This window comes from Labrys sedimenti, from assembly GCF_034424805.1.
Classification (GTDB): domain Bacteria; phylum Pseudomonadota; class Alphaproteobacteria; order Rhizobiales; family Labraceae; genus Labrys; species Labrys sedimenti.
In genome coordinates, this window is sequence record NZ_JAXOUF010000007.1 from 132426 (window position 1) to 157409 (window position 24984).

Annotated in this window: 25 protein-coding genes; 10 read left to right on the forward strand and 15 right to left on the reverse strand. The window is 64.0% G+C overall.

The annotated features are described in order from the left end of the window. Nucleotides 1-145: 145 nt before the first annotated feature. Nucleotides 146-1126 carry a substrate-binding domain-containing protein gene (locus U1R88_RS20915; RefSeq protein WP_068281742.1) on the reverse strand — a complete coding sequence of 327 codons (981 nt, stop codon included), beginning with the start codon at nucleotides 1124-1126 and terminating at the stop codon, nucleotides 146-148. Nucleotides 1127-1398: 272 nt separating this feature from the next. Here U1R88_RS20915 and U1R88_RS20920 point away from each other — a divergent pair, with 272 nt between their 5' ends. Beyond that, nucleotides 1399-2169 (forward strand): FadR/GntR family transcriptional regulator, encoded by a 771-nt coding sequence (locus U1R88_RS20920; protein ID WP_245314489.1) that lies wholly within the window; start codon nucleotides 1399-1401, stop codon nucleotides 2167-2169. Nucleotides 2170-2270: 101 nt separating this feature from the next. Here U1R88_RS20920 and U1R88_RS20925 read toward each other — a convergent pair whose 3' ends face one another. Next, nucleotides 2271-3587, reverse strand: a complete 1317-nt coding sequence (locus U1R88_RS20925) for an alpha-glucosidase/alpha-galactosidase (protein WP_322432973.1) — start codon at nucleotides 3585-3587, stop codon at nucleotides 2271-2273. Between the two features lie 158 nt (nucleotides 3588-3745). Here U1R88_RS20925 and U1R88_RS20930 point away from each other — a divergent pair, with 158 nt between their 5' ends. From U1R88_RS20930 to U1R88_RS20960, 7 genes are all read left to right on the forward strand, one after another. Next, nucleotides 3746-4627: a helix-turn-helix domain-containing protein gene (locus U1R88_RS20930; RefSeq protein ID WP_322432974.1), complete on the forward strand. Its 882-nt coding sequence runs from the start codon at nucleotides 3746-3748 to the stop codon at nucleotides 4625-4627. A 285-nt stretch (nucleotides 4628-4912) separates the two neighbouring features. Continuing rightward, the gene (locus U1R88_RS20935) at nucleotides 4913-5710 is read left to right on the forward strand and encodes a DeoR/GlpR family DNA-binding transcription regulator (protein ID WP_322432975.1); all 798 of its coding nucleotides are present in this window, start codon (nucleotides 4913-4915) and stop codon (nucleotides 5708-5710) included. After that, a complete protein-coding gene (locus tag U1R88_RS20940) occupies nucleotides 5710-6681 on the forward strand; it encodes an N-acetylglucosamine kinase (protein ID WP_322432976.1) in 972 nt (323 codons plus the stop codon). The genes U1R88_RS20935 and U1R88_RS20940 overlap by 1 nt, the downstream gene beginning before the upstream one ends. A gap of 23 nt (nucleotides 6682-6704) precedes the next feature. Beyond that, on the forward strand, nucleotides 6705-7964 hold the full coding sequence (locus tag U1R88_RS20945; RefSeq protein ID WP_425545458.1) for an ABC transporter substrate-binding protein: 1260 nt from the start codon (nucleotides 6705-6707) through the stop codon (nucleotides 7962-7964). 2 nt (nucleotides 7965-7966) lie between these two features. Beyond that, nucleotides 7967-8878 (forward strand): carbohydrate ABC transporter permease, encoded by a 912-nt coding sequence (locus U1R88_RS20950; protein WP_425545464.1) that lies wholly within the window; start codon nucleotides 7967-7969, stop codon nucleotides 8876-8878. A 2-nt stretch (nucleotides 8879-8880) separates the two neighbouring features. Beyond that, nucleotides 8881-9738, forward strand: a complete 858-nt coding sequence (locus U1R88_RS20955; RefSeq protein ID WP_322432978.1) for a carbohydrate ABC transporter permease — start codon at nucleotides 8881-8883, stop codon at nucleotides 9736-9738. A 37-nt stretch (nucleotides 9739-9775) separates the two neighbouring features. Then, nucleotides 9776-10729: an SIS domain-containing protein gene (locus tag U1R88_RS20960; RefSeq protein ID WP_322432979.1), complete on the forward strand. Its 954-nt coding sequence runs from the start codon at nucleotides 9776-9778 to the stop codon at nucleotides 10727-10729. Here U1R88_RS20960 and U1R88_RS35700 read toward each other — a convergent pair. From U1R88_RS35700 to U1R88_RS21000, 9 genes are all read right to left on the reverse strand, one after another. Beyond that, complete coding sequence (locus U1R88_RS35700; protein ID WP_425545465.1) at nucleotides 10716-11063, reverse strand: MFS transporter; 348 nt, start codon at nucleotides 11061-11063, stop codon at nucleotides 10716-10718. The genes U1R88_RS20960 and U1R88_RS35700 overlap by 14 nt on opposite strands. A 3-nt stretch (nucleotides 11064-11066) precedes the next feature. Continuing rightward, nucleotides 11067-11219 carry a hypothetical protein gene (locus U1R88_RS35705; RefSeq protein WP_425545459.1) on the reverse strand — a complete coding sequence of 51 codons (153 nt, stop codon included), beginning with the start codon at nucleotides 11217-11219 and terminating at the stop codon, nucleotides 11067-11069. A gap of 56 nt (nucleotides 11220-11275) precedes the next feature. Next, nucleotides 11276-12061 (reverse strand): benzoate diol dehydrogenase BenD, encoded by a 786-nt coding sequence (gene benD / locus U1R88_RS20970; RefSeq protein ID WP_322432980.1) that lies wholly within the window; start codon nucleotides 12059-12061, stop codon nucleotides 11276-11278. Continuing rightward, on the reverse strand, nucleotides 12058-13086 hold the full coding sequence (benC, locus tag U1R88_RS20975) for a benzoate 1,2-dioxygenase electron transfer component BenC (protein ID WP_322432981.1): 1029 nt from the start codon (nucleotides 13084-13086) through the stop codon (nucleotides 12058-12060). Before benC ends, benD begins: the two co-directional genes overlap by 4 nt. Before the next feature lie 36 nt (nucleotides 13087-13122). Beyond that, entirely contained in the window at nucleotides 13123-13611 is a 489-nt protein-coding gene (benB, locus tag U1R88_RS20980) for a benzoate 1,2-dioxygenase small subunit (RefSeq protein WP_322432982.1), read from the reverse strand. Beyond that, entirely contained in the window at nucleotides 13608-14966 is a 1359-nt protein-coding gene (locus tag U1R88_RS20985; protein ID WP_322432983.1) for a Rieske 2Fe-2S domain-containing protein, read from the reverse strand. The genes benB and U1R88_RS20985 overlap by 4 nt, the downstream gene beginning before the upstream one ends. A gap of 342 nt (nucleotides 14967-15308) precedes the next feature. Then, complete coding sequence (gene catA, locus U1R88_RS20990; protein WP_322432984.1) at nucleotides 15309-16247, reverse strand: catechol 1,2-dioxygenase; 939 nt, start codon at nucleotides 16245-16247, stop codon at nucleotides 15309-15311. A 72-nt stretch (nucleotides 16248-16319) separates the two neighbouring features. Next, nucleotides 16320-16610, reverse strand: a complete 291-nt coding sequence (gene catC / locus U1R88_RS20995) for a muconolactone Delta-isomerase (RefSeq protein ID WP_322432985.1) — start codon at nucleotides 16608-16610, stop codon at nucleotides 16320-16322. Between the two features lie 10 nt (nucleotides 16611-16620). After that, nucleotides 16621-17799, reverse strand: a complete 1179-nt coding sequence (locus U1R88_RS21000) for a muconate/chloromuconate family cycloisomerase (RefSeq protein ID WP_322432986.1) — start codon at nucleotides 17797-17799, stop codon at nucleotides 16621-16623. Nucleotides 17800-17937: 138 nt separating this feature from the next. Here U1R88_RS21000 and U1R88_RS21005 point away from each other — a divergent pair, with 138 nt between their 5' ends. After that, the gene (locus tag U1R88_RS21005; protein WP_322432987.1) at nucleotides 17938-18861 is read left to right on the forward strand and encodes a LysR family transcriptional regulator; all 924 of its coding nucleotides are present in this window, start codon (nucleotides 17938-17940) and stop codon (nucleotides 18859-18861) included. Between the two features lie 210 nt (nucleotides 18862-19071). On the opposite strand, the gene U1R88_RS21015 is transcribed toward U1R88_RS21005, so the two are convergent. Further along, a complete protein-coding gene (locus U1R88_RS21015) occupies nucleotides 19072-19890 on the reverse strand; it encodes a phytanoyl-CoA dioxygenase family protein (RefSeq protein ID WP_322432988.1) in 819 nt (272 codons plus the stop codon). 85 nt (nucleotides 19891-19975) lie between these two features. Here U1R88_RS21015 and U1R88_RS21020 point away from each other — a divergent pair, with 85 nt between their 5' ends. Next, nucleotides 19976-20875, forward strand: coding sequence for a LysR family transcriptional regulator (locus U1R88_RS21020; protein ID WP_322432989.1), 900 nt, complete (start codon nucleotides 19976-19978; stop codon nucleotides 20873-20875). A gap of 127 nt (nucleotides 20876-21002) precedes the next feature. Here U1R88_RS21020 and U1R88_RS21025 read toward each other — a convergent pair whose 3' ends face one another. The 3 genes from U1R88_RS21025 to hutC all read right to left on the reverse strand — a co-directional run bounded on the left by U1R88_RS21025 (nucleotide 21003) and on the right by hutC (nucleotide 24651). Continuing rightward, nucleotides 21003-22406 carry an FAD-binding oxidoreductase gene (locus U1R88_RS21025; protein WP_322432990.1) on the reverse strand — a complete coding sequence of 468 codons (1404 nt, stop codon included), beginning with the start codon at nucleotides 22404-22406 and terminating at the stop codon, nucleotides 21003-21005. Nucleotides 22407-22641: 235 nt separating this feature from the next. Next, entirely contained in the window at nucleotides 22642-23751 is a 1110-nt protein-coding gene (locus tag U1R88_RS21030) for an aminotransferase class I/II-fold pyridoxal phosphate-dependent enzyme (RefSeq protein ID WP_322432991.1), read from the reverse strand. Nucleotides 23752-23889: 138 nt separating this feature from the next. Then, nucleotides 23890-24651, reverse strand: a complete 762-nt coding sequence (gene hutC, locus U1R88_RS21035) for a histidine utilization transcriptional repressor HutC (RefSeq protein WP_245314491.1) — start codon at nucleotides 24649-24651, stop codon at nucleotides 23890-23892. Nucleotides 24652-24984: the final 333 nt, after the last annotated feature.

The window sequence follows — 24984 nt, forward strand, 5'->3', positions numbered from 1 at the left end:
CGCTATCCTTGCCTGGCCGCAACGGGGAAGACCTCAGGCGATCCCTAGAGCAAAGCGCGTTCAAGCGTGAACGCTTAATTGCTCTAACTCCTTGTTCTGACGCGTCTTTGCGTTTCTTGGTGATTCCACCAAATCGCAAAACGCTTTAGGGGATGCCGTCGGCATGCGCCTTGAGCCAGGCCTGCCCGTCCGCTGCACTCTTGTAGACATCGATATCGTAGGCGACCTTGATGCCTGCCGGCGGCTGGCCGTCGATCGACTTGATCGCCTGGGCCAGGGCAAGCTTGCCCAGCCCCTGGCCGGAAATATCGACGACGCCCTTGATGACGGAGTTGTCGGCCAGTTCCTGGGCGATCTCGGTGGTCATGTCGCCCCCGAACACCACGGTCTTGCCGACGCGCCCCTGGCTCTTGACCGCGCGCGCGGCGCCGAGCGTAGCCCCGCCCGCCTCGCCGAAGAAGGCATCGAGATCCGGATGGGAGGACAGCATGGTGCTCGCGACCGAGACGGCCTTGTCGAGGATCGCGCCTTCCTGGTTGGCCACGATCTGGGCGCCGGGCACCTTGGCCTTGAGGGCTTCTTCGAAGCCCTTGCGACGCGTGACGCAGACCTCGACGAATTCGCAGTTGAGCACCGCGATCTTGGGAGCATCCTTCTTCTGCGCGATGAAATAGTCGCCCGCGACCTCGCCCAGCTTGTGTCCGAAATCATAGGGATCGCCGACGGCATAGGCCGAGACATACTCCTTCATGTCGGCCTCGTTCAGGCAGGTGTTGTAGCAGACCACGGGAACGCCGGCATCGTGTGCCCGACGGATCGCGCGATAGGAACCATCGGCCGACACCGGGGAGACGATGATGGCCTGGACGCCGGCCGAAATCAGCGAGTCGATGAAGGAAGCTTCCTTGGTCACGTCGCCCTGGGCATTGGTCTCGATGATGTCGAGCTTGCGCCCGGCGTCGGCACCGCCGGTCTGAATACCCTTGCGCACGCCGGCGTAAAAACCCTGCGCATCCATATAGATGGCGCCAACCTTCAGATCCTTGCCTTCAGCCATCGCGCTGCCCGCCGCAGCGCAGATGGAGGCAGCAATGGTCGTCATCGCGGCGAATTTCGAGAGCTTCATCGGTTCCTCCCCGTCTTTTGATCATTGACCAGCCCTGCGGCGGCGGATCGTGCCTGAAAACCGCGGCGCGCCTGGTTGCGGCACCATAAAAATAATCATATTATTGTCAATATAAATACTATTTATTTTCGACTCGCACCCGGCTCCGTGAAAAATGTGTGGCCGGATGGCCTTGGTGAGGCGAGCGGCGTTGCGTCTGGGGTGATTTTGTTTTCCAGCTCGCCTCGCATAGCCTTGCCGGTGCCGAAGCCGCGGCGTGGGGGGAACTGGAAGTGACTGACATCAGGATCGGCTCGGCACTGACCGACAATGGCAATCCGATCGCCGCCCACGGCAAGCGCAGCGTCCGGGAAGCCCTGTTGCGGCAATTCGTCGAGAAGATCGTTTCAGGCGAGTTTCCCGAGAACGCAACCCTGCCCAACGAAGCCGAATTGACACAGCAGCTGGGCGTGAGCCGCACGAGCTTGCGCGAGACCATGCAATATCTGTCCGCACTGGGCATGATCCGTTCGCGAACCCGGGCCGGCACCACGGTGCTGCCGCGCGAGAACTGGAACTATCTCGATCCGCTCGTGCTGGATGCCGTGCTGAAATTCGGCACGGACGAGCGGTTCTACGTCTCCCTGATCGAGGCGCGCCAATTGCTGGAGCCGGCGGCCGCAGCGCTCGCCGCCGCCCATGCGGGCGCCCGGGACTTGCTGCATATTTCCAATGCCCTGGAGGAAATGGTCGAGGCCAATTCCCGCGACAACGAAGCCTGGAGCCGGGCCGACCTCGATTTCCACACCGCCATCATCAATGCCAGCGGCAACTGGGTCTATCGCCAGTTCGCCACCGCCATTCGCGCCGCCCTGCTGGCGAGCTTCCGCCTGACGAACCGGGCGAGCCAGTCACACGAGAATGCCATCACGAAGCATCGGGCCGTGTTCGATGCCATCCGGTTGCGCGAGCCCGAGGCGGCCCGGCAGGCGATGATGCGGCTGATCGACGTGGCTCGTGACGAGATCACCGAAGCGCTGCGCAAGTCCAAGACGCCAACCTAAAAAGGTTTACGTTCCGACGCGCTCCGCGGAAACGGCGGCAGAACCGAATTGATGGGCTCGGTGGTGAAGCCCGTCCGGGCGACTCTTCCGGGGACTCGACATCAGCGATAGGCTGGCAGCAGATTGCCATGCGCCGCGAAGAGATCGTCGACCAGATGCCAGATCTGGTCCGGCGACAGTTCCGCCGAGGTATGTGGATCCAGCAATGCGGCCTGGTAGACCGCCTCGCGGCGTCGTTCCAGGGCCGCATGCACCGTCAGTTCCTGCACATTGGTGCTCAACCTGATCACGGCCGCGAGCTGGCGTGGGAGAGAACCGACCTTGATCGGCTGGATGCCGTTGCGGTCGACATGGCAGGGCACCTCGACCACGCAGTCGGGCGGCAGATTGTCGATGAGCCCCCGATTGCGGACATTGCCGTAGATCAGCCCGGGCTGGCCCGTCACCAGCGCATGAATGATGCCGGCGGCATATTCGTTGCTGCGGCAGATTTCCACAGGCGCCCCGCCCTCGAGCTCGGCACGCAGCTTGTTCCAGCCTCCGATCTGGTCCTCGCAGCGGGTGATGTATTCGTCGAGGGGAATGCCGTAGCGCTCGATCAGATCGTCGCGCCCGCGCTTGATGTACCAGGATGTGTATTCGGAAAAATGCTCGGAGGACTCGGTGACGAAATAGCCGAGGCGCTGCAGCGCGTCGAAGCGGATGCGATCGTCCGGCGGCACCCTGCCATCCGCCGCCAGCGCCTTGAGGCGGGGATAGAGGTCTTCGGTGCTGCCGTCCCGGCGGCGCTTGTTGAATTTCAGGAAGAATGCGACGTGATTGATACCCGCGGAGACATAGTCGATATCGCCGGTATCCTCGCCCAAGCAGCGGGCGAGATGGGCCGAGGTGTGCTGTACGCTATGGCACAGCCCGACCGTGCGCAGCTCCGGCGCGATCTCGCCGATGGCCCAGCAATTGATCGCCATCGGGTTGACGTAGTTCATCAGGAGCGCATCGGGACACAGATCCTCGATGTCCCGGCAGATCTCCTCCAGGACCGGAATGGTGCGAAGGCCACGGAAGATCCCGCCTATGCCGAGCGTGTCGGCAATGGTCTGGCGCAGGCCATAGCGCTTGGGGATATCAAAATCGACCACTGTCGCGGGTCGATAGCCCCCGACCTGCATCATCAGGATGACGAAATTCGCGCCGGCAAGCGCTACGCGCCGCTCGGTCGTCGCCTCGATGCGCACCCGCGGCAGGTCCAGCCCCTCGCAGATGCGCCGGGCGACGATCTCGGAGGTCTTCAGGCGCTCGCCGTCGATGTCGTGCAGGCTGATCACACAGTCGGCAAACACGGCGTTGCTGAGCACGTCGCTCAGGATCGATTGGGCGAAAACCGTGCTCCCGGCACCGACGAGGCAGATCTTGGTCAAGGGAGGACATCCTTGCTGGTTGGGGCATCACCGGGCTGCGCAGGGTGGGTGCTGCTTGCCGGTTGACTGGAAGGCCGCATTTATTTCATTCATCGAAACAGGATGTCTTCCGTCCTTCTGGCAATTTATTCCTGAATCAAAGCATCGAATTTGCACCCATGGCGAAGCAATCACGCGCCGTTCGAGACCAGCATGCCGATTGGACCGACCTGTTCGATGGCGGTTCCTTCCATGTCGAGAGCCATGTAGCCGGCACGATGGCGGCGGCGCACTGGCACGACCATGTCGAGCTCAACCTGCTGCTGGAAGGGCGCATGAGCTACCTCTTCCAGGGACGGCGGGAAACCGTGGAAACGCGGCGGCTTGCGCTGTTCTGGGCCGCGATCCCGCACCGGGCCATCGAGGTCGCGCCGGGGTCCAGGCTGATCTGCCTCTACATCCCCTTCCAGGACTTCATGGCGCTGCCCATCGCAGGCTCGATCCGGAAAGCCGTCATGCATGGCGCCTTCCTGAGAGCAGCGCAGATCGATCCAACGGACACGGCCACATTCCAGCGCTGGGTCGACGAATGGCCCGCCGCCGACTCCGCCCGCCAGCGCCTGCTCCTGGACGAGGCCTGCCTGCGCGTGCGCCGCCTGGCGCTCGATCCGCTCGAAGCCGATGATTCCGCCCTGCGCGACGGTGGCGGCGAGCGCCGCGAAGGCCGGTCTCCGTCGCTCGATCACGCCGAGCGGATGATCGAGATCATCAATCTGCGCTTTGGCAAGGAGCTCTCCATCGCCGCGATCGCCGCAGAGCTCGGAATCCATCAGACCACCGCCACAGCGGCGTTCCGACGGGTCCTGGGCATGTCGATCAACGAATATATCATCCGCTTTCGCCTCAGCCGGGCCCTGCATCTGCTGGCCGACACGGATCAGCCGATCCTGGACGTGGCCTATGCCTGCGGCTTCGGCTCGGCCAGCCGGTTCTATGACGTCTTCAAGCTCCGCACCGGGGTGACGCCCCGCCAGTTCCGCAGCCAGCTCTTCCCGCACTGACGACAAGGCTGAAGGATCCATCCGAGCCATGGGCAACAGGCCAAGGCCTTGTCCTCGCGGCGTTCGACTGCTTTCCCGCCATCGATCGAGGTGTTGCGCGACCGGCCCCAGCAAGCTTACCGCGGCTCCTGCGCTGCGCAGAAGCGTTGCCGAGCGCTTTCGATCGTTGCCATCGGAACTCAATAAGATCATAAAAAATCATAATCATGATTGACTCTGTCGTTTTATTGGCATTCATTGATTTTATCAGAGCGGGTTTTGACCTGCCATCGCAGCGGGGAATGCATGTCTCAGGGGTCGAGCAAACTGGAACGCCTCGATGCGATCCGCGGCCATCTCTACACGCATGGGCCCTCCACGATTCAGGCCCTGGCCGATGCCGCTGGCGCCTCGCTCGCCACCATCCGCCGTGACCTGCAGATCCTCGAGGAGCAGGGCATCATCGACCGTGCTCATGGGGGAGCCCGCATTGCGGAGGGGTCGAGCGTCGAGGTTGCCTTCAGTGCGCGCGAGGGCCGGAACCTGGCAGCCAAACGGGCGCTTGCCGCAGCCGCTTATGAAAAGCTCGCCCCGCACGCGACCATCTTCCTGGATGCCGGCACCACGGTGCGCCAGCTCGCAAGGCTCCTGCGCATCAATCCGATACCCATGACCGTGTTCACCAACGGCCTCCTGGTGGCCCAGGAACTCCTGGATGTTCCCAAGCTGCGGGTGGTCGTCATCGGCGGCCAGTTGCGCAACGAGAATGCCTCGCTGGTCGGGCCGGAGGCCGAGGCGATGCTGGAGCGGCTATGGTTCGACCAGCTCTTCCTCGGCGTCAGTGCCATCGGCCCGGATGCCACGATCTACAGCGTCGACAGCGCCGAGGCGAGCCTGAATGCGCGCATGCTCAAGCGCGCCGAGAAGCGCTTCATCGTCACAGATTCGAGCAAGTTCGGGGTGATGTCCACTTACGCGGTGGCCCCGCTCGCCCCCTCGATCAGCATCATGACCGATGCCAACCTGTCTTCGGACTGGCAAACGCAGCTGCATGAGATCGGCGTGCCGCTCGCGCTGGTGGATGTACCGGCGGGTGCTTCCTGATGGCCGGGGTCCTCGCACTCGACGGCGGCGGCTCCAAGACGATCCTGGCGACGGCGAACAGGGATGGCTTGATCGGCGTTTGGCTGGAAGGCGCCGGCATCAACCCGGTCGACAACCCCGGTTGGCTCGCCGGTTTCGAGGCGCAGATTCGGGCAGCCGGTGCGGTTGCCCGGGCCTGCGACCATGCCGTGCTGGCCCTCCCGGCCTATGGCGAGATTGCAGCGGTAACGCAGTCCCAGAATCAGGCGGCCGCGTCGGCGCTCGGGCAATCCCACGCGATCCTCAACGATGTCGAGGCGGCGCATGTCGCGGCCTTCGCCGGCGGGCCTGGCGTCCTGATCCTGGCGGGAACGGGGTCGATGGCTTGGGCCCGCGACGAGCATGGCAACAGCCTGCGTGTCGGGGGCTGGGGCGATGCATTCGGCGACGAGGGCAGCGCCTTCTGGATCGGGCGGGAGGTGATCGCCCGCGCCAGCCAGGCCCTCGACGGGCGCCTCATGGCGCCGGCACTGGCCGACGCCTTCTTCGCTTTCCTGGGGCTCGACCGAGCCGATCCTCCGCAAGCCCTACTGCAGTGGCATGTCGAGCTGTCCCATCCCCGTTCCCAGATCGCAGCCTTGTCGGTCCTGGTCGACCATCTGGCCGAAGCAGGCGACGCGACCGCCGCGGCCATCCTCGACGAAGCAGCCGACCATCTCGCCCGCCACGTCGAGGCGGCCTGGCGCCGCCTGGATGCAGGGCCACGCCGATGCTGGAGCTATGCCGGCGGCGTGTTCGCCAGCAGACACATGCTGAGGAGGGTTACGGCTCGCTTGGGGGCCGCTCCCATGCCGCCACGGCTTCCCCCGATTGGCGGTGCGCTGCTGCGCGCCGCGCAAGACCTCGACTGGCCCGTGGATCAAGCATGGGTCGAGCGCCTGGGCGCCTCGATCACAGAACATGTAAGCCGCGCGAGGAATGGCCGCACCTGACCATACAAAGAGGGATCATTGACATGTTACGGCACGGATTGCGTGCGTTCGTCGCACTTTCGACCCTGATGCTGGCCCAACCCGTCTGGGCGGACGCGGCCAAGCCCCTGGCAGGACAGACGATTTCGGTATTGCTGCCCTCCGGGCAACGGCCGGGATTGGCGGAGGATTTCGAGAAGGAGACCGGCATTCACGTCGACCTCCAGTCGTTGTCCTGGAACGACATCCGCGCCAAGCTCGTCACGGCCCTGCTCGCCGGCAGCGCGCCGGCCGACGTCACGGAGGTGGACTGGTCGTGGACCGGCCAGTTCGGCGCGGCCGGCTGGTATGCCCCGCTCGATGGCCTGCTCGACGAGGCCACGGTCAGGGATATCGCGACCAGCCCGATCTTTCGTTACGACGGCAAGCTGATCGCCCTGCCCTACAACAATGATTTCCGCGTCCTCATCGTCAACAAGGAGCACTTCGACAAGGCCGGCATCTCGGCCATGCCCAAGACGCTCGACGAACTGCTGGCTGCCGCCCGGACCCTCAAGGAAAAGGGCGTTTCCAAATACCCGATCGGTATTCCCCTTTCGCCGGCGGAGGGCACCTCGACCGCCTGGTATCTCCTCACCAAGGCCTTTGGCGGCGAGCTCTTCGACAAGGACTTCAAACCCTTGTTCACCGACCCGTCATCGGCAGGGCACAAGGCCCTGGCCTTCGAGATCGACGCCCTCAAGCAGGGCTTGATCGATCCCGCCGCGCCCGGACTGATCGACATGGACGTCCACCAGCTCTTCATGGACGGCCAGGTCAGCATGGAGATCTGCGGCGAGGTCGGCCGGCTCGCGCTCTTCAACGACGCCAGCAAATCCAAGGTCGCCGGCAAGGCCGTGGCTGCCCTCTTCCCGACAGCAAGCGGCGTGACGCGCAGCCTGGGCCTGCCCGAGGCCATGGGCATTCCCGTCACCTCCCAGAAGAAGGAGGCGGCACTGGCCTTCGTCAAATGGATGAGCGCCAAGGAACAACAGCTCAAGAATTATACCGAGGCCGGCACACTGGCGACGCGGACTTCGGCGCTCGAAGACCTGAACAAGGCCGGCAAGCTCGAGAGCGGCAAAGTCCTGATCGAGCAGGCTTCCACGGCCGGCGGCCTGTTCCCGCAGGGAACGCCGATCTGGTATCCCCAGTTCAGCTCCGCCGTGTATACGGCCATAAACCAGGCTGCCAAGGGCCAGCTGAGCGTCGACGATGCGCTCAAGCAGATCGCGGATGAAACCGAGCGAGCCATGCAGCAATGAGCGTGACTGCTCTGACCCGGGCCGGCACGGAGCGGAACAGCGGCGCCCGGAACGACGCCTGGCTCGGGCTGCTGCTCGCCGCTCCGATCGTGCTGACGATGATCGGACTGGTGATCTGGCCGGTCATCGCCACCATGTGGCAGAGCCTGCATCGGGTCGATCCGATGCAGGCGGGCACGCCCTTCGTCGGCCTGTCCAACTACACGGCCCTGTTCACCGACAAGAATGCCCTGACGGCCTGGGCCAACACGCTCTTCTATGTCGTCCTCGCCGTCGTCCTGGAGACCGTCGGCGGCGTGGCTGCGGCCGTGCTGCTCAACCGATTGACGATCGGCCGGCGCTGGATCCTGGCGATCGTGATCCTGCCCTGGGCCTTGCCGGGCGTGGTCAACGCCATCGTCTGGCAATGGATCTACAATCCCAGCCACGGCCTGCTCAACGGCCTCCTCACGGCCATCGGCTTCGATTTCGACAGGCATGTCTGGTTCAACGATCGCAACTCGGCCCTGATCCTCGTCACCGTCGTGCATGTCTGGCGGACCATGCCGCTCACGGTGGTGATCGTGCTGGCGGCCCTGCAGTCGATCCCCAAGGATATCTACGAGGCGGCGCGGATCGACGGCGCCAATCGTTTCCAGCTCTTCCGCATGATGACGCTGCCTCTCATCCGCAGCGGCCTGGCGATCGCCCTGGCGCAATCGACGGTCACGGCCTTCAACCTTTTCGACGAGGTGTGGATCCTGGCCGGCTCGAGCCTGGATACCCGCTCCATCCTGGTCCAGGTCTATCTGGAGGCTTTCCAGAACCTGCGCTTTTCCCGGGGCATGGCGCTGTCGGTGCTGGTCATGTTCATTTCGCTGGCCGTTTCGCTCGTCTTCGTCTCACGCATCTATCGCGAAACCAGGCTCGATTGACCATGCGCGCCCTCCTGTCCCGTTTCGGTCTCATGCTGGCCTGCGCCGTCCTGGTGCTGTGGTCGCTGGTGCCCGTCTACTGGGCCTTCGCCACCAGCCTGACGCCCACGCCCGACCTCACCGCCAGCACGGTGCACTTCTTTCCGCAGACGCTCACCCTGGATCACTATGCCAAGCTGTTCGGCATCGGCACCACCATGGCCAATGACACCATGGTCTGGCAGCAATTCCGGGCCGCGCTGATCAACAGTACCGTGACCTCCCTGGGCGCGACCATCCTGTGCGTCGCCCTGGCGGCAGCGGGTGGCTATGCCTTCGTGCGCCTGAACTTCCCGGGGCGCACGGTGATCTTCATCCTTGTGGTCGCCACCTTTGCCATACCGGGATACACGGTCCTGATCCCGCTCTATCGGATCATGACGACGCTGCGCCTGGTCGACACCTATCTCGGCGTTACGCTGATCTATGTCTCGGCCTTCCTGCCGCTGTCGCTATGGCTGATGCGCAGCGTCTATCAGTCCCTGCCCCTTTCCATCGAGGAGGCGGCCCAGATCGACGGGGCAAGCCGGCTCTACATCCTGGTGAGGATCGTGCTGCCGATGGCGGCTCCGGGCCTGGTCGCCGCCGCCATCATCACCTTCCTGGGGGCCTGGGGCCAGTTCATGGTGCCCCTGATCTTCTCGCCCACCATGGCAACCAAGCCCCTGACCATCCTCGTCCCCGAATTCGCGACGAAGAACTTCGTCGACTACGGCCTGATCAACGCGGCCGGCTCGGTCGCGATCATCGTGCCGACGCTGATCGTCATCTTCCTCAACCGGTACCTCGTCAGCGGCCTCGTCGCCGGTGCGGTCAAGTGACCGGCCATCGAACCCATCCAACCCAGTGAGTACAGTCATGAACGTCACCGAGCGTGTCATCTTCGAGCAATTTCCGTTCTGGCAGCAGGGCCTTGGGGCATCGCTCCCCGCGATCGACGCGCCGATCACCATCATCATCGGTTGCGGCACCTCGTATAACCTTGCCGTCTCGCTTGCCGCCGTGTTCAACGCCCATGGCCGTAGGGCCATCGCCGTGCCGGGCGGGGAATGGCTGAGGCGCCCGGAAGCCTATCTGCCCGATCCCGCCGGAGCGCATGTCATCGCGCTCTCGCGCAGCGGCGAGACCACCGAGACCGTGGCTGCCGCGGCCGCCAGCCGCGCGGCCGGGCTGGTGGTGACGGCATTGACCTGCGAACGCGAGGGCGCCCTTGCGCGCGAAGCCGATCATCTCGCCTTCACGCCGACCCATGGCGAAGAGGGCATCGTCATGACCAGCTCGGCCTCGCTGATGCTGCTGCTCGGCCTGAGGATGGCAGGCGTGGCAATCCCCACCGCCGTGACGGAACAGGCCAAAAGCCTGGCGAAAGCCCTGGACGAACGGCTGGCTGGGCGGCTCGCCGACCGCAGCCATTTCGTCTATCTCGGCGGCGGCGCGCATTACGGGATCTGTCTGGAGGCTTCGCTCAAGCTGCAGGAGATGAGCCAGAGCTACACCCAGGCCTTCCATCCGCTCGAATACAGGCATGGGCCTGTCAGCCTGCTCGACGAGCGCACACTCGTGGTCACGCTCTACGATCCGCGCACCGCCCAGGAAGAGGCCCAGCTCGTAGCGGAGCTGCGCGAGAAGGGCGCCCTCGTGGTCGGCCTGGGTGGGCCGGGCGACATCTCCCTCGATCTCGACGTCGCCGACGAGCTGCGCGGCCTGGTCTGTCTGCCCGCGCTTCAGCTCCTGGGCGAGCGTGTCGCCCAGCGCCGCAATGTCGATACGGTGGCACCCCGGCATCTGACCAAGGTGGTCAAGCTCGCGTAAAGGACCCCGCCTTTTGCTGTTCGCCCTGCTGGATCAGGAAGCAGAGCGATTCCGGCAGTTTCCACAGGATGAAGGGCAAGAGGAGGAGTGGCACCACCACGGCATTGGGCATCAGGCCGCCGCAGCCGAGGCCGGCGATGAAGCGGAAGGCCTTGAACTGGTCCGGTGAGGTGGCAAGACCGGTCGCCAGGGTGGCGAGGGTGAACAGCAGGAAGCTGATCGCGATGCCCCTCTTGCGGCCGATCCGGTCGGCGAGCGGCCCGAGGACCAGCGCGCCGAACATCATGCCGAACAGCGCCCAGGCCTGCAGCACGCCGGCCTGCGGTTTGCTCAGGTGTCATTCGGCGATCAGCGTCGGCAGCACCGTGCCAGCGACGAAGACGTCGTAGCCGTCGACGATCAGCAGCAATGCGCAAAGCGCCACCACCGCCCATTGGAACCGCCCGAACGGATTGTTGTCGCTCGCTTCGGTCACGTCGATCTTGCGCATTGTCATCCCCCCGGTTTTTTTGAAATCTCAGCCCAGCTCTCTCAGCCCAGGTCGTTTCAACCCAGGTCTCCGCCGGCGACCGGCAACACGCTGCCCGTGATGTAGGATGCCTCGTCCGAGGCGAGGAACAGGATGGGCGCCGCCTGCTCCTCGATGGTGGCGTAGCGTTTCAGGAAGCTCGACTGCTTCACCTGGCTCACCACTTCGGCCATCCAGGCCTTCTCCCGGTCCGTATCGCCCGCCGCGTTGCGCGGAACGCGGCGCGGCGGCGCCTCGGTACCGCCTGGCGCGGTCGCGACCACGCGAATGCCGAAGCCGGCCATCTCCATCGCCAGCGCCTGCGTGATGGCGTTGACGCCGCCCTTGGCCGCCGAATAGGGCAGGCGATGGATGCCGCGCGTCGCATTGGAGGAGACGTTGACGATGGTGCCGCCGCCGCGGGCGACCAGCAAAGGCAGCACCGCGTGGCAGCAATAGAGCGTCGGCATCAGCGAACGGCGGATTTCCGCGTCGATCTGCTGCGGCTCGAATTCGAGAAAAGGCCGCATGCGGATGGCACCGCCGACATTGTTGATGAGGATGTCGATGCCGCCGAACCTGTCGGCGGCAAAGCGCATCGCCGCCGCGGCCCCCTCATGGGTTTCGAGGTCGGCGCTGAAGGCGGCCGCCTCCCCGCCCGCTTGCGCCGCCACCTCGGCGACGAAATCGGCACGGTCGACGAACAGCACCCGGCCGCCTTCCAGAGCCGCGCGGATCGCCACGGCGCGGCCGATGCCTTGCGCCGCCCCGGTCACCACCAGCACCTTGCCGGCGAAGCGGTCGGTGAAGCACGCCGGATTCATGCCGCTTCCTTCGCCGGGGCGTTCGGCGTGAACTTTTCATAGTGGAAGCTGGCGGGCTTCACGCCGTTCTCGTCGAAATGCCAGCGCACCGCATCGACCATCGGCGGCGGGCCGCACAGATAGACGTCGACATCGCCGCCATGCAGAAGCTCGGCGGGCATGTGCTGGGTGACCCAACCCTTGCGCGGATGGCTGGAGGTTTCCTCGGCCACCACCGTGGTGAAGCTGAAGTTCGGCAGGCGGGCAGCATAGGCCTCGATCTCGTCGACGAGGACGAGGTCGAGATCGCGGGTGACGCCATAGATCAGATGGACCGCCTGCCCTGCCCCCGTGCGGGCAAGGGCCTCCAGCATCGACAGGAAGGGCGCAAGCCCCGTGCCGCCGGCCAGGAAGAGGAGCGGGCGCTTCACGTCCCTGAGATAGAAGCTGCCCAGCGGTCCGGTGAGGTCGAGCCGATCGCCGGGCTTTGCACCGGCGAGCCATCCGCTCATCACCCCGTCGGGAATCTTCTTGATCAGGAAGCCGAGGCGCCGGTCACCCGGCGCCGAGGAAAAGGAGTAGGAGCGGTTCTGGCCACTGCCCGGCACGTCGATATTGACATATTGGCCGGGGAGGAAGGCGGGCGCGGCGGCGGCATCCACCTCCAATTCCAGTACGATCGCCGCGTCGTGGTGCGGCGTCACCGCCACCACCGTGGCGGGGAACTTCTGGTGGCCGGTCTTGCAGGCCAGCGAGGTCGTCGGCACCGCGAGCACGCAATCGCTCGAGGGCACCATCTGGCAGGTCAGCACCAGGCCCTCCGCCGCCTCGTCCTCGGTCAGCGCATCCTCGATGAAATCATTGCCGAGATCATAGGCGCCGCTTTCGGCGCGGCACTTGCAGGTGCCGCACACGCCGTCGGAACAGTCCATCGGCAGGTTGATCTTGTTGCGGAAGGCGGCATCCAGAACCTTCTCGCCCTGCTTGCAATCGACGAAGCGGGTCACCCCGTCCTCGAAGTTCAATGCGATCCTGTAGAAGGTCATGGAACCCTCCTCTTCGTTCCTGTGCGGCCGGGGCCGTCAGATGTGGTAGACGTCGATGACCTGGCGGATATAGTCGTTCTTCAGCACGATTTTCTTGTTCGATATCAGTATCTTGTCGCCGTCCTGGCGCAGCGTGACGAACATGGTGCCGAAGAACTGGTCGGTGACCTTGTAGCGATGGTTCAGCGTGTGGAAGTTGTAGCGCACGTCCACCTCGCCACCCCGGTCGGCCACCAGCTCGACATTGGTGACGCTGTGGCTGGTACGCGGCTCCGGCGTCGAAGCGCCGGACCGCTCGGTCTTGATGCGGAAGACGCGGTCCTCCAGGCCTTCCCGGCTTGGATAGTAGATCAGCGAGATCTGCGCATGCGGATCCTCGGTGATCGCATCATCGTCGTCCCAGGCCGGCATCCAGTAGGTGACGTCGGGTGCATAGCAGGTCAGCCATTCATCCCATTGGCGATCGTCGAGAAGCCGCGCCTCGCGGAACAGGAAAGTGCGGACGGCATCGTAGGACATGCTCATGCGACCACTCCCTTCTTCTCGGCGGCGAGCGCCTCGCGCATCACCGTCGCCCAATATTCGTGCTGGCGGACGAACAGCCCCTCGTCCTCGCTACGCTCGCCCGAGAGCAGCGGCTCGAGGCCCATCCTCCTGGCATTGTCGTCGGGACCCTCGATCCACAGCGGCGCGCCACGCGACAGGTCGTTCCACAAAGCCGCCGTACCGGCATAGCCGGACTGGCAGGCGCGGAACTCCTCGAGGTCGTCGGCCGTGCCCATGCCGGAGACGTTGAAGAAATCCTCGTACTGGCGGATGCGCAGCGTACGGTCTTCCGCGCTCTCGCCCTTGGGGGCGAAGCAGAAGATGCTGACCTCCGTCTTGTCGACGCTGATGGGACGCGTCACCCGGATCTGCGTGCTGAACTGATCCATCAGGAATAGGTTGGGATAGACGCACAGATTGCGGGTCTGGTTGATGATGAAATCGGTCTTGGTCTCACCGACGCGCTCACGGATCTTCTCGCGCTGGCCGTAGACGGGGCGGACCTCCGGATTCATCGTGTTGGTCCATAACAGGATATGGCCGTTCTCGAAGCCATAGACGCCGGCGACCGACTTGCTCCACGAATTGGCGTCGACCGCCTTGGTACCTTCCTCGCTGCGGCGGCCCATGGTGGCGGCATAGTTCCAGTGGACGGAGGAGACATGGTAGCCATCGCAGCCATTCTCCATCTGGAGCTTCCAGTTGCCGTCATAGATGTAGGATGAGTTGCCCCGCAGCACCTCCAGCCCGTCCGGCGCCTGGTCGACGATCTGGTCGATGATGATCCGCGCTTGCCCGAGGAATTCGGTCAGCGGCGCCACGTCCTCCTTCAGGCTGCCGAACAGGAAGCCGCGATAATTCTCGAAGCGCGCGACGCGCGTCAGGTCGTGCGAGCCGTTCTTGGCGAACTGCACGGGATATTGCGTGGTCTTTTCGTCCTTCACCTTCAGGAGCTTGCCGGTGTTGGAGAAGGTCCAGCCGTGGAACGGGCAGGTGAAGCTGCCCTTGTTGCCATGCTTGCGGCGGCAGAGCATCGCTCCGCGATGGGCGCAGGCATTGATGACGGCGTTGAGCGTGCCGGTCTTGTCGCGGGTGATCACTACCGGCTGGCGGCCGATTGTGGTCGTGTAATAGTCGTTGTTGTCGGGGATCTGGCTTTCATGGGCCAGATAGACCCAGTTGCTCTCGAAGATGTGCTTCATCTCCAGTGCGAACAGGTCGGCGTCGGTGAAGATGTCGCGGCGGCAGCGAAACACGCCGGCCTCGTGATCATCCTGCACGGCGGTGGCGAGCAGATGATCGAGATCACGGGCCTTGTCGATGATTGCGGACATGACTTCTCTCCCGCAAGGAACGGCGGTCGGCGCGGTCCTTGCAACGATGTCGATGATCGGGGTGGGACGGCCCTCAGGGCCGCTCGTTTCAAGGTCTTTCGAACAGCCGGGGAGAGACTGAGATGGAGTGGTGCAACCCCTCATCCGCCTGCCGGCACCTTCTCCCGCAAGGGGGAGAAGGCTGTCATTTTGGAAGGTGCCGCACTCGCCAACGGCCTTCTCCCCCGGCGGGTGTCGTCAACTCGCTTGAGTTGACTGGAGGTGGCGCGAAGCGCCGGATGAGGGGTCGCACTGTGCTATCCAGACCTCAGGCCTCAACACCTTGAAAGAGGCAGCCGCCAGCTAGGCCGCGGCGCGCTTGCGCTGGTCGTTGATTTGGTTGTCGACGCCGTCGACCAATGCGGTCAGATGGATGTCGAACACGATCTCGGCGAAGGCCCCTTCCAAGCCGTTGGCCGCGATGCTGGCCGCATCCGTCCGCTCGACGACGGCCGGAACGAGGCCGTCGCGGGTGGCATAGGCGAAGTCGTCGTTGACCAGCGGATCGCCCTCGATGTTGATCTGGGTCGTCAGCTTGCGATGGCCTTCGCCGCTGATGAAGAGGTGGATATGGGCCGGGCGCTGGCCATGGCGGCCGAGGGCGGAGAGCAGCTTTTCCGTCGGGCTGCCCGGCGGTACGCCATAGCCGTTCGGGACGATGCTGCGAAACTTGTAGCGGCCCTTGTCGTCGGCAACGATGGTGCGGCGCATGTTGAAGGGCGCCTGCTTTCCGGTCGGATCGAAATGCGAGTAGAAGCCGCGGGTGTCGCAATGCCAGACCTCGACGGTCGCGCCCGGCAGCGGCCGGCCGTCGGCGCCGTGGACGGTGCCATGCATGATCAGCGTGTGGCCGTTCTTATCCGTGCCGTCGTCGAGGCGGGCGAAACCGTGCGAGACCGGCGCGCCGGCGACATAGAGCGGTCCCTCGATCGTGCGCGGCGTCGGGTTGTCGATGCCGAGTTCTGCGTCGATCGCGTCGAGGCGCTCGTCGAGGAAGTGGTCGAGGCCGAGGCCGGGTGAAATCAGGCCCGCTTGTCCGGCCGCGCCGATGTCGTTGAGCCAGGCGATGGCTGTCCAGTATTCGTCCGGGGTGACGTCAAGATCGTCGATCGCCTTGAAGAGGTCCGACATGATCCGATGGACGATTTGCTTGACGCGCGGATTGCCGCCGTCCTTGTCGAGCCCGCTCAGGACCTTCAGGAAATCCTGGATGTCGGGCCTTGCGAAGATCTTCACGCTCATTTCAATCCTCCACTTATTGCTTTTGAATTTATGGGGGCCCCGCCATCGCGGTTGCCCCGGGACGCGGTGACGTCAGCCATCACCGTCGCGGATCGAAGAGGGGTGTCGCAGCAGCGGCGCCACCTCGATACGCATGAACTTGAACAGCGGCAGGCCCGAGAGAATCTCGTGCAATTCCGCATTGTCTTTCACGTCGAAAACGCTGTAGTTCGCGTAGGCACCGGCAATGCGCCAGATATGCCGCCACTTGCCGCTGCGCTGCAGCGCCTGCGAATAGGCCTTTTCCTTCGCGATGATCTCGGCCGCCTCGCTTTCGGGCAGGTCGTGGGGGATGTTCACATCCATCCTGACGTGGAACAGCATGGCTCTCTCCTCAACCGGCGCTGATCGTCTTGCGCGAACCGTTGCGGGCGAAGAAGGCGACGCGTTCCTCGTCCAGTTCGATGCCGAGCCCCGGCCCGTCCGGAACGGTCAGCTCGAAGTCGCTGTAATCGAGCGGCCGGCGCAGGATCTCCTCCGTCAGCAGCAGCGGGCCGAACAGTTCCGTGCCCCATTGCAGAGCGGCAAAGGTCGAGAAGACCTGCGCCGAGGCGATGGTGCCGACCGCGCCTTCCAGCATGGTGCCGCCATAGAGGCCGATACCGGCCGCGTCCGCTATGGCGGCGACGCGCTGCGCGTTGCAGATGCCGCCATTCTGCTCGATCTTGACGGCGAAGACGTCCGCGCCGGCAGCCTTGGCGATCTCGAAAGCGGATTCCGGCCCGGTCAGCGCCTCATCGGCCATCAGCGCCACGGGGAAACGGCGGACCAGCCGGGCCAGCGCGGCGGTCGAGGCGACGGGCTGTTCCACCAGTTCGCAGCCGGCGTCGGCCAGTGCAGCCATGCCGTAGGCGGCCTCGGTCTCGCTCCAGGCCATGTTGACGTCGACGCGTATTGCGCCGCGCTCGCCGAGCGCCCGCTTGATCGCGGCGACATGGGCGATGTCTTCCTTCAGCCCCTTGGCACCGATCTTCAGCTTGAAGATGCGATGCCGGCGCAGATCCAGCATATGTTCGGCTTCGGCGATATCCCTGGCCGTATCACCGGAAGCGAGCGTCCAGGCCACCGGCAGCCGGTCGCGGCGGCGCCCGCCGAGCAATTCGCTGACCGGAAGGCCGAGCCGCCTGCCATGCGCATCGAGCAGGGCCGTTTCCACCGCGCTCTTGGCGAAGCGGTTTTCCTTCACCACCTTGCCGAGGCGCGCCATCAAGACCTGTACGCGGGTCGCGTCCTCGCCGATCATGACCGGCGCAAAATATCTGTCGATGGCGAGCTTCATGCCCTCCGGGCTTTCCCCGCCATAGGCGAGCCCACCGATGGTGGTGCCCTCGCCGATGCCGGTGATGCCGTCGCTGCAATGAACCTTCACCAGCATCAGCGTCTGGCCGTCCATGGTGGCGACCGACAGCTTGTGCGGCCGGATGGTGGGCAGGTCGACGAGCAGTGTCTCGATCCGTTCGATGACGGGAGCGAGGATTGCGGCCGGAGCGAGGGGGGCGAAAACCGTGTTCATGCTGCGATCCTGCGGCAGCCATGACGCTCGGTCCAACACCATTTGTGTTGGACATGATACCTTACAGGTATGATACTGGAAAAAGCCCTGCAATAACGACACTTACCGCAGTGCAATATACCTCTTAGGGAGGGTAAAATGGACCTTCGCCAGATCCGCTATTTCGTGGCGGTGGCGCGCGAGCGCAATTTCACCCGCGCGGCGGAGCTCCTGCATATGGCACAGCCGCCCTTGAGCCGGCAGATCCAGCTGCTGGAGGAGGAACTGGGGGTGGCCCTGATCATTCGCAAGAGCCGGCCCGTACGCCTGACGGATGCAGGCCGGCTTTTCTACGAGCAGTCTCTCCAGGTTCTCGGCCGGGTCGACCAGATGCTGACGGCAACCCGCCGGGTCGGGTTGAACCAGAATAGCGTGTTTTCCATCGGCTTCGTCGCTTCCACTCTCTATGGCGGCCTCCCCGCGCTCGTGCGCAAGCTGCGCCAGCATGCGCCGGAGCTCGACATCCAGCTCCTGGAAATGGTGTCGGTGCAGCAGATCCCCGCCCTGAAGGAAGGCCGCATCGACATCGGCTTCGGCCGGCTTCGCCACAGCGATCCCAATGTCACCGGCATCGTGCTGCGCGAGGAACGGCTGGTCGTCGCCATTCCCAAGGGCACGCCGCTGGCCGAAAGCAACGCACCGCTGCCGATCAGGACATTGGCCGACCGGAAGATCATCGTCTATCCCAAGGAACCGCGCCCCAGCTATGCCGACCATGTCCTGGGTCTGCTGCACGGCCATGACGCGCGTCCAGCAGAGGTTCAGGAGGTGCGGGAAATCCAGGCGGCCCTCGGGCTGGTCGCGGCGGATGCGGGCCTGTGCCTCGTGCCCGCCTCCGCCCGCCAGATGCGGTCGGACGTTCACTACAGGCTGCTGGAGGAAAAGGACGCCAGTTCTCCCGTCATTCTCAACCAGAGGGTCGGGGATAGCTCGCCCTATATCGACCTGGTCAAGAAGCTCATCCAGGAAATGTATGCCGAAGAACCGCCCTGGCTGGACAAGGCGCACAACTATATTCCGTGACTGCCGCCGGGCCGGGGACGAGCGGGATTCCGTCCCTTGGTATCATAGGGCGTTGAATATTCCGCAAATGTGAATGAAGGCCGGATTCAAATCGCCCATATGCGCAGAGACGATCCTGTCCGGCATCGATATGGTCCACATGATGCGCAAATGGCAGGCGAGGTTTGTAGGCCGCCACAGATCGACACCCGCCCGCCCCCCGATAATGTGTCAGCCCACGCCGCGCGCGGCTCCGCGTTGGAAAACCGTCGGGAACCAGTCTTCGCGCAGTTTTTCGCCCGCCGACATGCCGTGGCCAGGATAGGGAGGCGAAGTGCGTCCGGGTCGCTCGACATAGCGGGCATCATCTCCCACGAGCCGAAGGGAGAAAGCCCTGCGGCGCGTCGCCGCCTCATTGCCGCGAGCGCCATGGAGCGTCATGTAGTTGAAGGCGACGGCATCGCCCGGCTCCATCTCCCACTCGCGAATATCCATGCCTTCCGCATCGGGATCGGGTACGGGGATATAGGCATCGCTGTCGGCGTAGAAATTCTCTTCCGAGAGCCAGCGCGTCGGCAGGACCGGCTTCGGCCAGCGGTGCGAGCCGGCGACGCAGCGCAGGGACGCTTCGCGCACCGGATCCAGCGGCGACCAGAAGCTCACCGTCTGCGTCCCCTCGACGAAATAATAGGGGCCGTCCTGGTGCCAGGGTGTTGGCTTCGATGTGCCGGGTTCCTTGACCAGGACATGGTCGTGGAAGACCTGGACCGAATTCGCCCCCATCAGATCAGCCGCGACCTCGCCGGCTGCGGAGTGACGGATCACGGTCTCGAATTCGGGGATGCGCTCCCAATTGCAATAGTCGTCGAAGAAGCGGCCTGCCTCGCCAGGCTTGAGGTTCTCGGCGCCATATTGGCTGGGCTCCGCCATGTTGCGGGCCACACCCGCCCGCAGTCTCTCCACGTGATCCTTGAACAATCCGCGCACCAGCACGACGCCGTCGCGCTGATAGGCCTCGATCTGTTCCTGCGTGACGAGCGGATGTGTCATTGCGTTCCTCCCTGCTTGACGGAACCACCAAACAGGCAATTATTTATAGTTTCAAATAATAAGTCCCTAAACTACTCTTAGGCTCATGCTATATCTCACGCTTCGCCAGTTCGAGTATGTTTCCGCCGTGGCCCGCTCCGGCAGTCTCTCGGCCGCGGCCTCGCAACTCAACGTGTCGCAGCCCTCGCTTTCGGTCGCCATCACGCAGGTCGAGCGGCGCCTGGCACGCAAGCTTTTCATCAGGCGCCGAGGCGCCCCGGTCGAGCTCACCGATTTCGGCCAGGATTATCTTGCCCAGGTCGAGGAGATCATCTCCCTCGCCCGGCAGTTGGACGACCCCACCCGCAACCAACACGCTACTGTCGGTCGCCTGACACTGGGGCTGTTCGAGGATCTGGCACCGCTTCATATCGGCCGCCTGCTCAATGCCCTGCGCAGCAAATTGCCGGGTGCGGAAATCCGCTATCGCATCGCCGATTTCGAGACGCTCGCCCGCGACATGCTGCAGTCGCGCATCGACTTGGCCGTGACGTTCGACCTCGGTCTCGACGCAAGCTTCCTGCGCCGACCGCTCGCCTCAGTCCAGCCCCACGCCTTGATGCGCGTCGACGACCCCCTTGCCGGCTTGCGGCAGGTCAGCCTCCGGGACCTCGGCCAACGCGCACTGATCCTCTTCGAAGAGGGCCTGTCGGTAAGACACGTCCTCGGCCTCTTCCGGCGGATCGGCGCGGAGCCGGTCGTTCGCCACAGAGTGCAGGCATTTGAGGTCATGCGCAGCCTTGCCGCTCATGGCGAAGGCATTGGCATCACCTATGCCGGGTCAAAAAGCAGCTGTGCCTATGACGGGTCTCCCCTGGCCAGTGTCCCGATTGCCGAGGGCTTCGCCCAGGAGTCCGTCATCCTCGCATGTCCGCTCGACGGTGCGAAGAGCGCGATCCTGCCCCCCGCCTCGCAAGCCATTGTCGAGGCGTTCGGCCACGGATGAGCCGGCCATTCCGCAACGCTTGGAGAAGTGCTGCAGCGGCACACTTAATCTATTAGATAAGAATAATTTTATAAACTATAGTTTTTGCAGCGTTTTTCTGAATAAGAGTTCATCTCGATATGCCGCGTCAGTCTGGCGCTTCGAACCGTTCGGGCAGGATCTTTCCCGGGTTCATGATGTTCTTCGGATCGATCGCCGCCTTGATGGCCGCCATCACATCCAGCGCCGGGCCCATCTCGCGCTCCATATAGGAACGTTTGCCCTGCCCCACGCCATGTTCGCCCGTGCAGGTTCCTTCCATGGAAAGAGCCAGTTCGTTCAGCCAGCCGATATAGGATTTGGCGGTGGCCCGCTCCGCCGGGTTCTCCGGATCGAGCACGATCAGATTGTGGAAATTGCCGTCGCCGACATGCCCCGCAATCGGAGCGAGCAGCCCCAGCGACCGGGCCTTCTCAGCGGCAGCGCCAATGCATTCGGCCAATCGCGAGATCGGCACGCACACATCGGTGCTGATGCCCTTGGCGCCGGGCCGCAGGCCCAGGACCGCCCAGAACAGGTCGTGGCGCGCCTTCCACAATCGCGTCCGTTCCTGCGGATCGGTCGTCCAGTCCAGTGCGCTGGCGCCGTGCTCGCGGGCGATTTCCCCGAAACGCACCGACAATTCAGCGACTGTGTCCGGCGTGCCGTGGAATTCGGCCAGCAGCAGCGGCGTCTCCGGCAGGCTCAACTGCGAATGGGCATTGACCGCCTTGACCGTGGTTGCGTCCAACAGCTCGATCCGCGCAAAGGGCAGGCCGAATTGAAGGCCGCTGATAACGGCATTGCTGGCATCTTCGACGGTGGGGAAGGAGCAGCGAGCCACCGACACCGCCTCAGGAATGCCTCGCAACCGAACCGTCAGCTCTGTGATGATGCCGAGCGTGCCTTCGGAACCGACCAGCAACCTGGTCAGATCGTAGCCCGCCGCACTCTTGCGCGCCCGGTGGCCGGTGCGGATCACCCGGCCGTCCGGCATCACGGCCTCGAGCGACAGCACCGCGTCCTTCATGGTGCCATAGAGCACCGCGGTCGTGCCCGAAGCGCGGGTGGCGGCCATGCCGCCGAGAGTCGCATCGGCGCCGGGATCGAGAGGGAAGAACAGGCCGGTATCGCGCAGATAGTCGTTCAGGCGGCTGCGTGTCACGCCCGGTTGGATCACGCAGTCCATGTCTTCGGCGTTGACCGCAAGAATGCGGTCCATCCGCGTCAGGTCGACGGATATACCGCCTCTTGGCGCATTGAGCTGGCCTTCGAGCGAGCTGCCCGCGCCGAAGGGGATGACCGGCACGCCCGCCTCGCCACACAGTCCGACGATATCGGCAACCTCCGCCGTATTCTCGGCAAAGACCACGCCATCCGGCGGCTGGTTCTCGATCCAAGTGGTCGTGGAACCGTGTTGCGCACATATGGCCGCCCCGGTCTGGAAACGATCCGCGAACCGCTCTCGCAGGGTCTGGACGAACGCCTTGGGAAGGGTGCTTTCTCTCGACATGGCACTCCGCTGACTATGTTGTCCGCAGGACGTCTGCGGAATGGACGAAGGCGCCCACGGCTCGCGGGCGGGGCAAGACTATCCCGTCGCGGTCACGATGGTCGATAGGACGCCCCCGCCATAGCCGCATTGGTGAACAGCATCGGGCAGATCAACCCTTCCCAGCGAACGGCATGCCGATGTTCCCGGCCGCCCGCCGTGGCCTCAGCCGATCATCGCTCTCCCCCTCGCCCCCTCACCTCGACAGCCACGCCGCCGCCGCCGCCAGCAGAGCTTGGGTGGCGGCCGCCGTCCCCGTCGTAATGCGCACGCCCTCGCCGCGAAAGCAGCGTACCGCGATCCCGGCCGCGGACAAATGAAGGGTCAGCGCTTCCGCCTCCGCGCCGACCGCCAGCCACACAAAATTGGCCTGCGAGAGCGCGACCTCGAATCCAAGGGCCGAAAGCCCCTCATACATGTGCCCTCGCTGCTCGAGACTGGCAGCTATGCGTGCCGCGACCACATCCTCCTCGGCAAGGGCCGCGAGCGCCGCCGCCTGCGCAGTTGCCGGCAGCGGGAATGGCGGCGCAACCGCATTGGCCGCGGCAATGATGCTGCGATCCGCCAGGCAATAGCCGACCCGCATGCCGGCAAGCCCCCAGGCTTTGGAAAATGTGCGCAACACCGCAAGATTCCGATACCGGGCCAGGCGATGCGCAGGCGAAGCTGCAACCATCGCCGCCTCGTCGGCATAATCGGCGTAGGCCTCGTCGAGGATGATGAGCGTTTGCGCGGGTATGGCATCCAGCAGAGCCTCCAACTCGCCCGGCGCCAGCATGGTACCGGTCGGATTGTTGGGGTTGCAGATGATCACCACCCGCGCCTCGGACCTGCAGGCCTGGAGGATCGCCGCCGCATTCAGCCGGTGACGGCCGTCAAGCGACACCTCCACGAGGCGCGCGCCGGCTCCGCCGACGATGATCGGATAGGCCTCATAGGAGCGCCAGGGCGTGATCACCCTGTCGCCGGGATCGCAATAGGCACGGATGAGCTGGTCCAGCATGGTGACGGAGCCCGCCGACACCGCGATCATGTCGGCTGGCAGACCATGCCGGCTTGCCAGCGCCTCCGCCAGCGTCTCGCCGCGCAAATCCGGATAACGGTGCGCGCCCGCCGCTGCCTTGGCCACAGCGGCCTGGACGGCCGCGCTCGGTGGATCCGGTGCCTCATTGGAACCGAGCCTGTGCGCAAACGCGATGCCGGGCCCGGCCCGGCCGCGTCCATAGCCGGGCAATTCCGTCAGCCGCGCGCTGGGCTTGGGTACGCTAGCTCCCTGATCGCCGATTGCAAACATTGGCCCCAACATGTCGGCATCCAAGTTATATAGAGTTGTATATGCAACTTGAATATCTTTCAGATGTCGAGCCCCTGTCAAGGCAGACGATGCCCTTCGGCGAAGGGACGGCAAGGCTGAGCCCGTCAGAAACCCGCCTCTCCCTTCGCTTCAGCGACCGACAGGCATTCGCCCCGCAAGGCTGAAGCGAGGCCCCGGGTGCAGGAAGCGCGCGCTGGTAGCAATCATGCCGCGCGACCAGGTGCGCCGGCGCAGCAAAAGCAGCGGTTCGCCCTGCTTCATTTCGAGCAGCTTGCAGCTGAACTCATCGGCCAGGACGGCCTGAATGACATGTTCGACCTCCTCCAGGGGAGCCACGGCCATCAGGTGGACATAGGGTGTTATTTTTGTGAAATCCTGCTCCAGATAATCCGGAGAAAACTGCGGGTTTACGTATCTGTCTTCAATTTGCAGCGGCCTTCCGTTTTCCCGGTGGACCAACAAAGAGTGAAATACCATAGAACCGGGCACGACATTGAGCTCGGTAGCGAGATTGAGATCGCTATTGACCTCCTCCATCTTGATGACGTCCGTCGTATGTCGGTTTCCGCGCGCTTCGATCTCGGAATGTATGTTGCGCAATTCCAGAAAGGTGGATTGGCTTTGGCGGGCGGCGACAAAGGTGCCGGCCCCCTGCCGCCGCACCAGCACCCCCTCCGCGGCAAGATCGCGCATGGCAATATGGACGGTCATGCGCGAGGCGCCCAACTGTTCCGAAAAGCGCGCTTCAGATGGGACCCGATAGCCTTCCTGCCATTCGCCTGAATTGATTTTCGCCAGAATATGGTTGCGCACCTGCTGCCCCAGCGAGACCCCGATCTCGCCGTTGCCGCGGACCATCTCCTTCAAGGCGCCATCTCTTTTCTTGTTCATCTCGTCATGTGCCAATGCGCCTGAATCAAACAGGTCTACATGTTAATACAAGCTGCATAGGGCAGCAGCCGAAAACCGACGGCTTCTCCGTAGACAGGCTCGACGGGAAACAATTCCCAATAATGTATATAGCTATATAGTAAAATGGAATGGTTGCCAGTCCCGATACGCCACCGCGTCGGCAAGAGCCAGAGCGTCGGCTCGACCTTAGCATGTCACCAACCCGGGGTTTCCCTGGGCCATTAGGGCGGATCACACTTGACAAGAATGGCTTCGATAAGTTGTATAAGCTAGTATATACATCTGATCATCAAGCCATCCGGAGCCAAAATC

Coding starts and splice junctions, on each gene's coding strand:
- U1R88_RS20915 (WP_068281742.1), bottom strand. CDS start 1,126: ATGAAGCTCTCGAAATTCGCCGCGATGACGACCATTGCTGCCTCCATC.
- U1R88_RS20930 (WP_322432974.1), top strand. CDS start 3,746: ATGGCGAAGCAATCACGCGCCGTTCGAGACCAGCATGCCGATTGGACC.
- U1R88_RS20935 (WP_322432975.1), top strand. CDS start 4,913: ATGTCTCAGGGGTCGAGCAAACTGGAACGCCTCGATGCGATCCGCGGC.
- U1R88_RS20940 (WP_322432976.1), top strand. CDS start 5,710: ATGGCCGGGGTCCTCGCACTCGACGGCGGCGGCTCCAAGACGATCCTG.
- U1R88_RS20945 (WP_425545458.1), top strand. CDS start 6,705: ATGTTACGGCACGGATTGCGTGCGTTCGTCGCACTTTCGACCCTGATG.
- U1R88_RS20955 (WP_322432978.1), top strand. CDS start 8,881: ATGCGCGCCCTCCTGTCCCGTTTCGGTCTCATGCTGGCCTGCGCCGTC.
- U1R88_RS20960 (WP_322432979.1), top strand. CDS start 9,776: ATGAACGTCACCGAGCGTGTCATCTTCGAGCAATTTCCGTTCTGGCAG.
- U1R88_RS35705 (WP_425545459.1), bottom strand. CDS start 11,219: ATGCGCAAGATCGACGTGACCGAAGCGAGCGACAACAATCCGTTCGGG.
- benD (WP_322432980.1), bottom strand. CDS start 12,061: ATGAATCCGGCGTGCTTCACCGACCGCTTCGCCGGCAAGGTGCTGGTG.
- benC (WP_322432981.1), bottom strand. CDS start 13,086: ATGACCTTCTACAGGATCGCATTGAACTTCGAGGACGGGGTGACCCGC.
- benB (WP_322432982.1), bottom strand. CDS start 13,611: ATGAGCATGTCCTACGATGCCGTCCGCACTTTCCTGTTCCGCGAGGCG.
- U1R88_RS20985 (WP_322432983.1), bottom strand. CDS start 14,966: ATGTCCGCAATCATCGACAAGGCCCGTGATCTCGATCATCTGCTCGCC.
- catA (WP_322432984.1), bottom strand. CDS start 16,247: ATGAGCGTGAAGATCTTCGCAAGGCCCGACATCCAGGATTTCCTGAAG.
- catC (WP_322432985.1), bottom strand. CDS start 16,610: ATGCTGTTCCACGTCAGGATGGATGTGAACATCCCCCACGACCTGCCC.
- U1R88_RS21000 (WP_322432986.1), bottom strand. CDS start 17,799: ATGAACACGGTTTTCGCCCCCCTCGCTCCGGCCGCAATCCTCGCTCCC.
- U1R88_RS21005 (WP_322432987.1), top strand. CDS start 17,938: ATGGACCTTCGCCAGATCCGCTATTTCGTGGCGGTGGCGCGCGAGCGC.
- U1R88_RS21015 (WP_322432988.1), bottom strand. CDS start 19,890: ATGACACATCCGCTCGTCACGCAGGAACAGATCGAGGCCTATCAGCGC.
- U1R88_RS21020 (WP_322432989.1), top strand. CDS start 19,976: ATGCTATATCTCACGCTTCGCCAGTTCGAGTATGTTTCCGCCGTGGCC.
- U1R88_RS21025 (WP_322432990.1), bottom strand. CDS start 22,406: ATGTCGAGAGAAAGCACCCTTCCCAAGGCGTTCGTCCAGACCCTGCGA.
- U1R88_RS21030 (WP_322432991.1), bottom strand. CDS start 23,751: ATGTTGGGGCCAATGTTTGCAATCGGCGATCAGGGAGCTAGCGTACCC.
- hutC (WP_245314491.1), bottom strand. CDS start 24,651: ATGAACAAGAAAAGAGATGGCGCCTTGAAGGAGATGGTCCGCGGCAAC.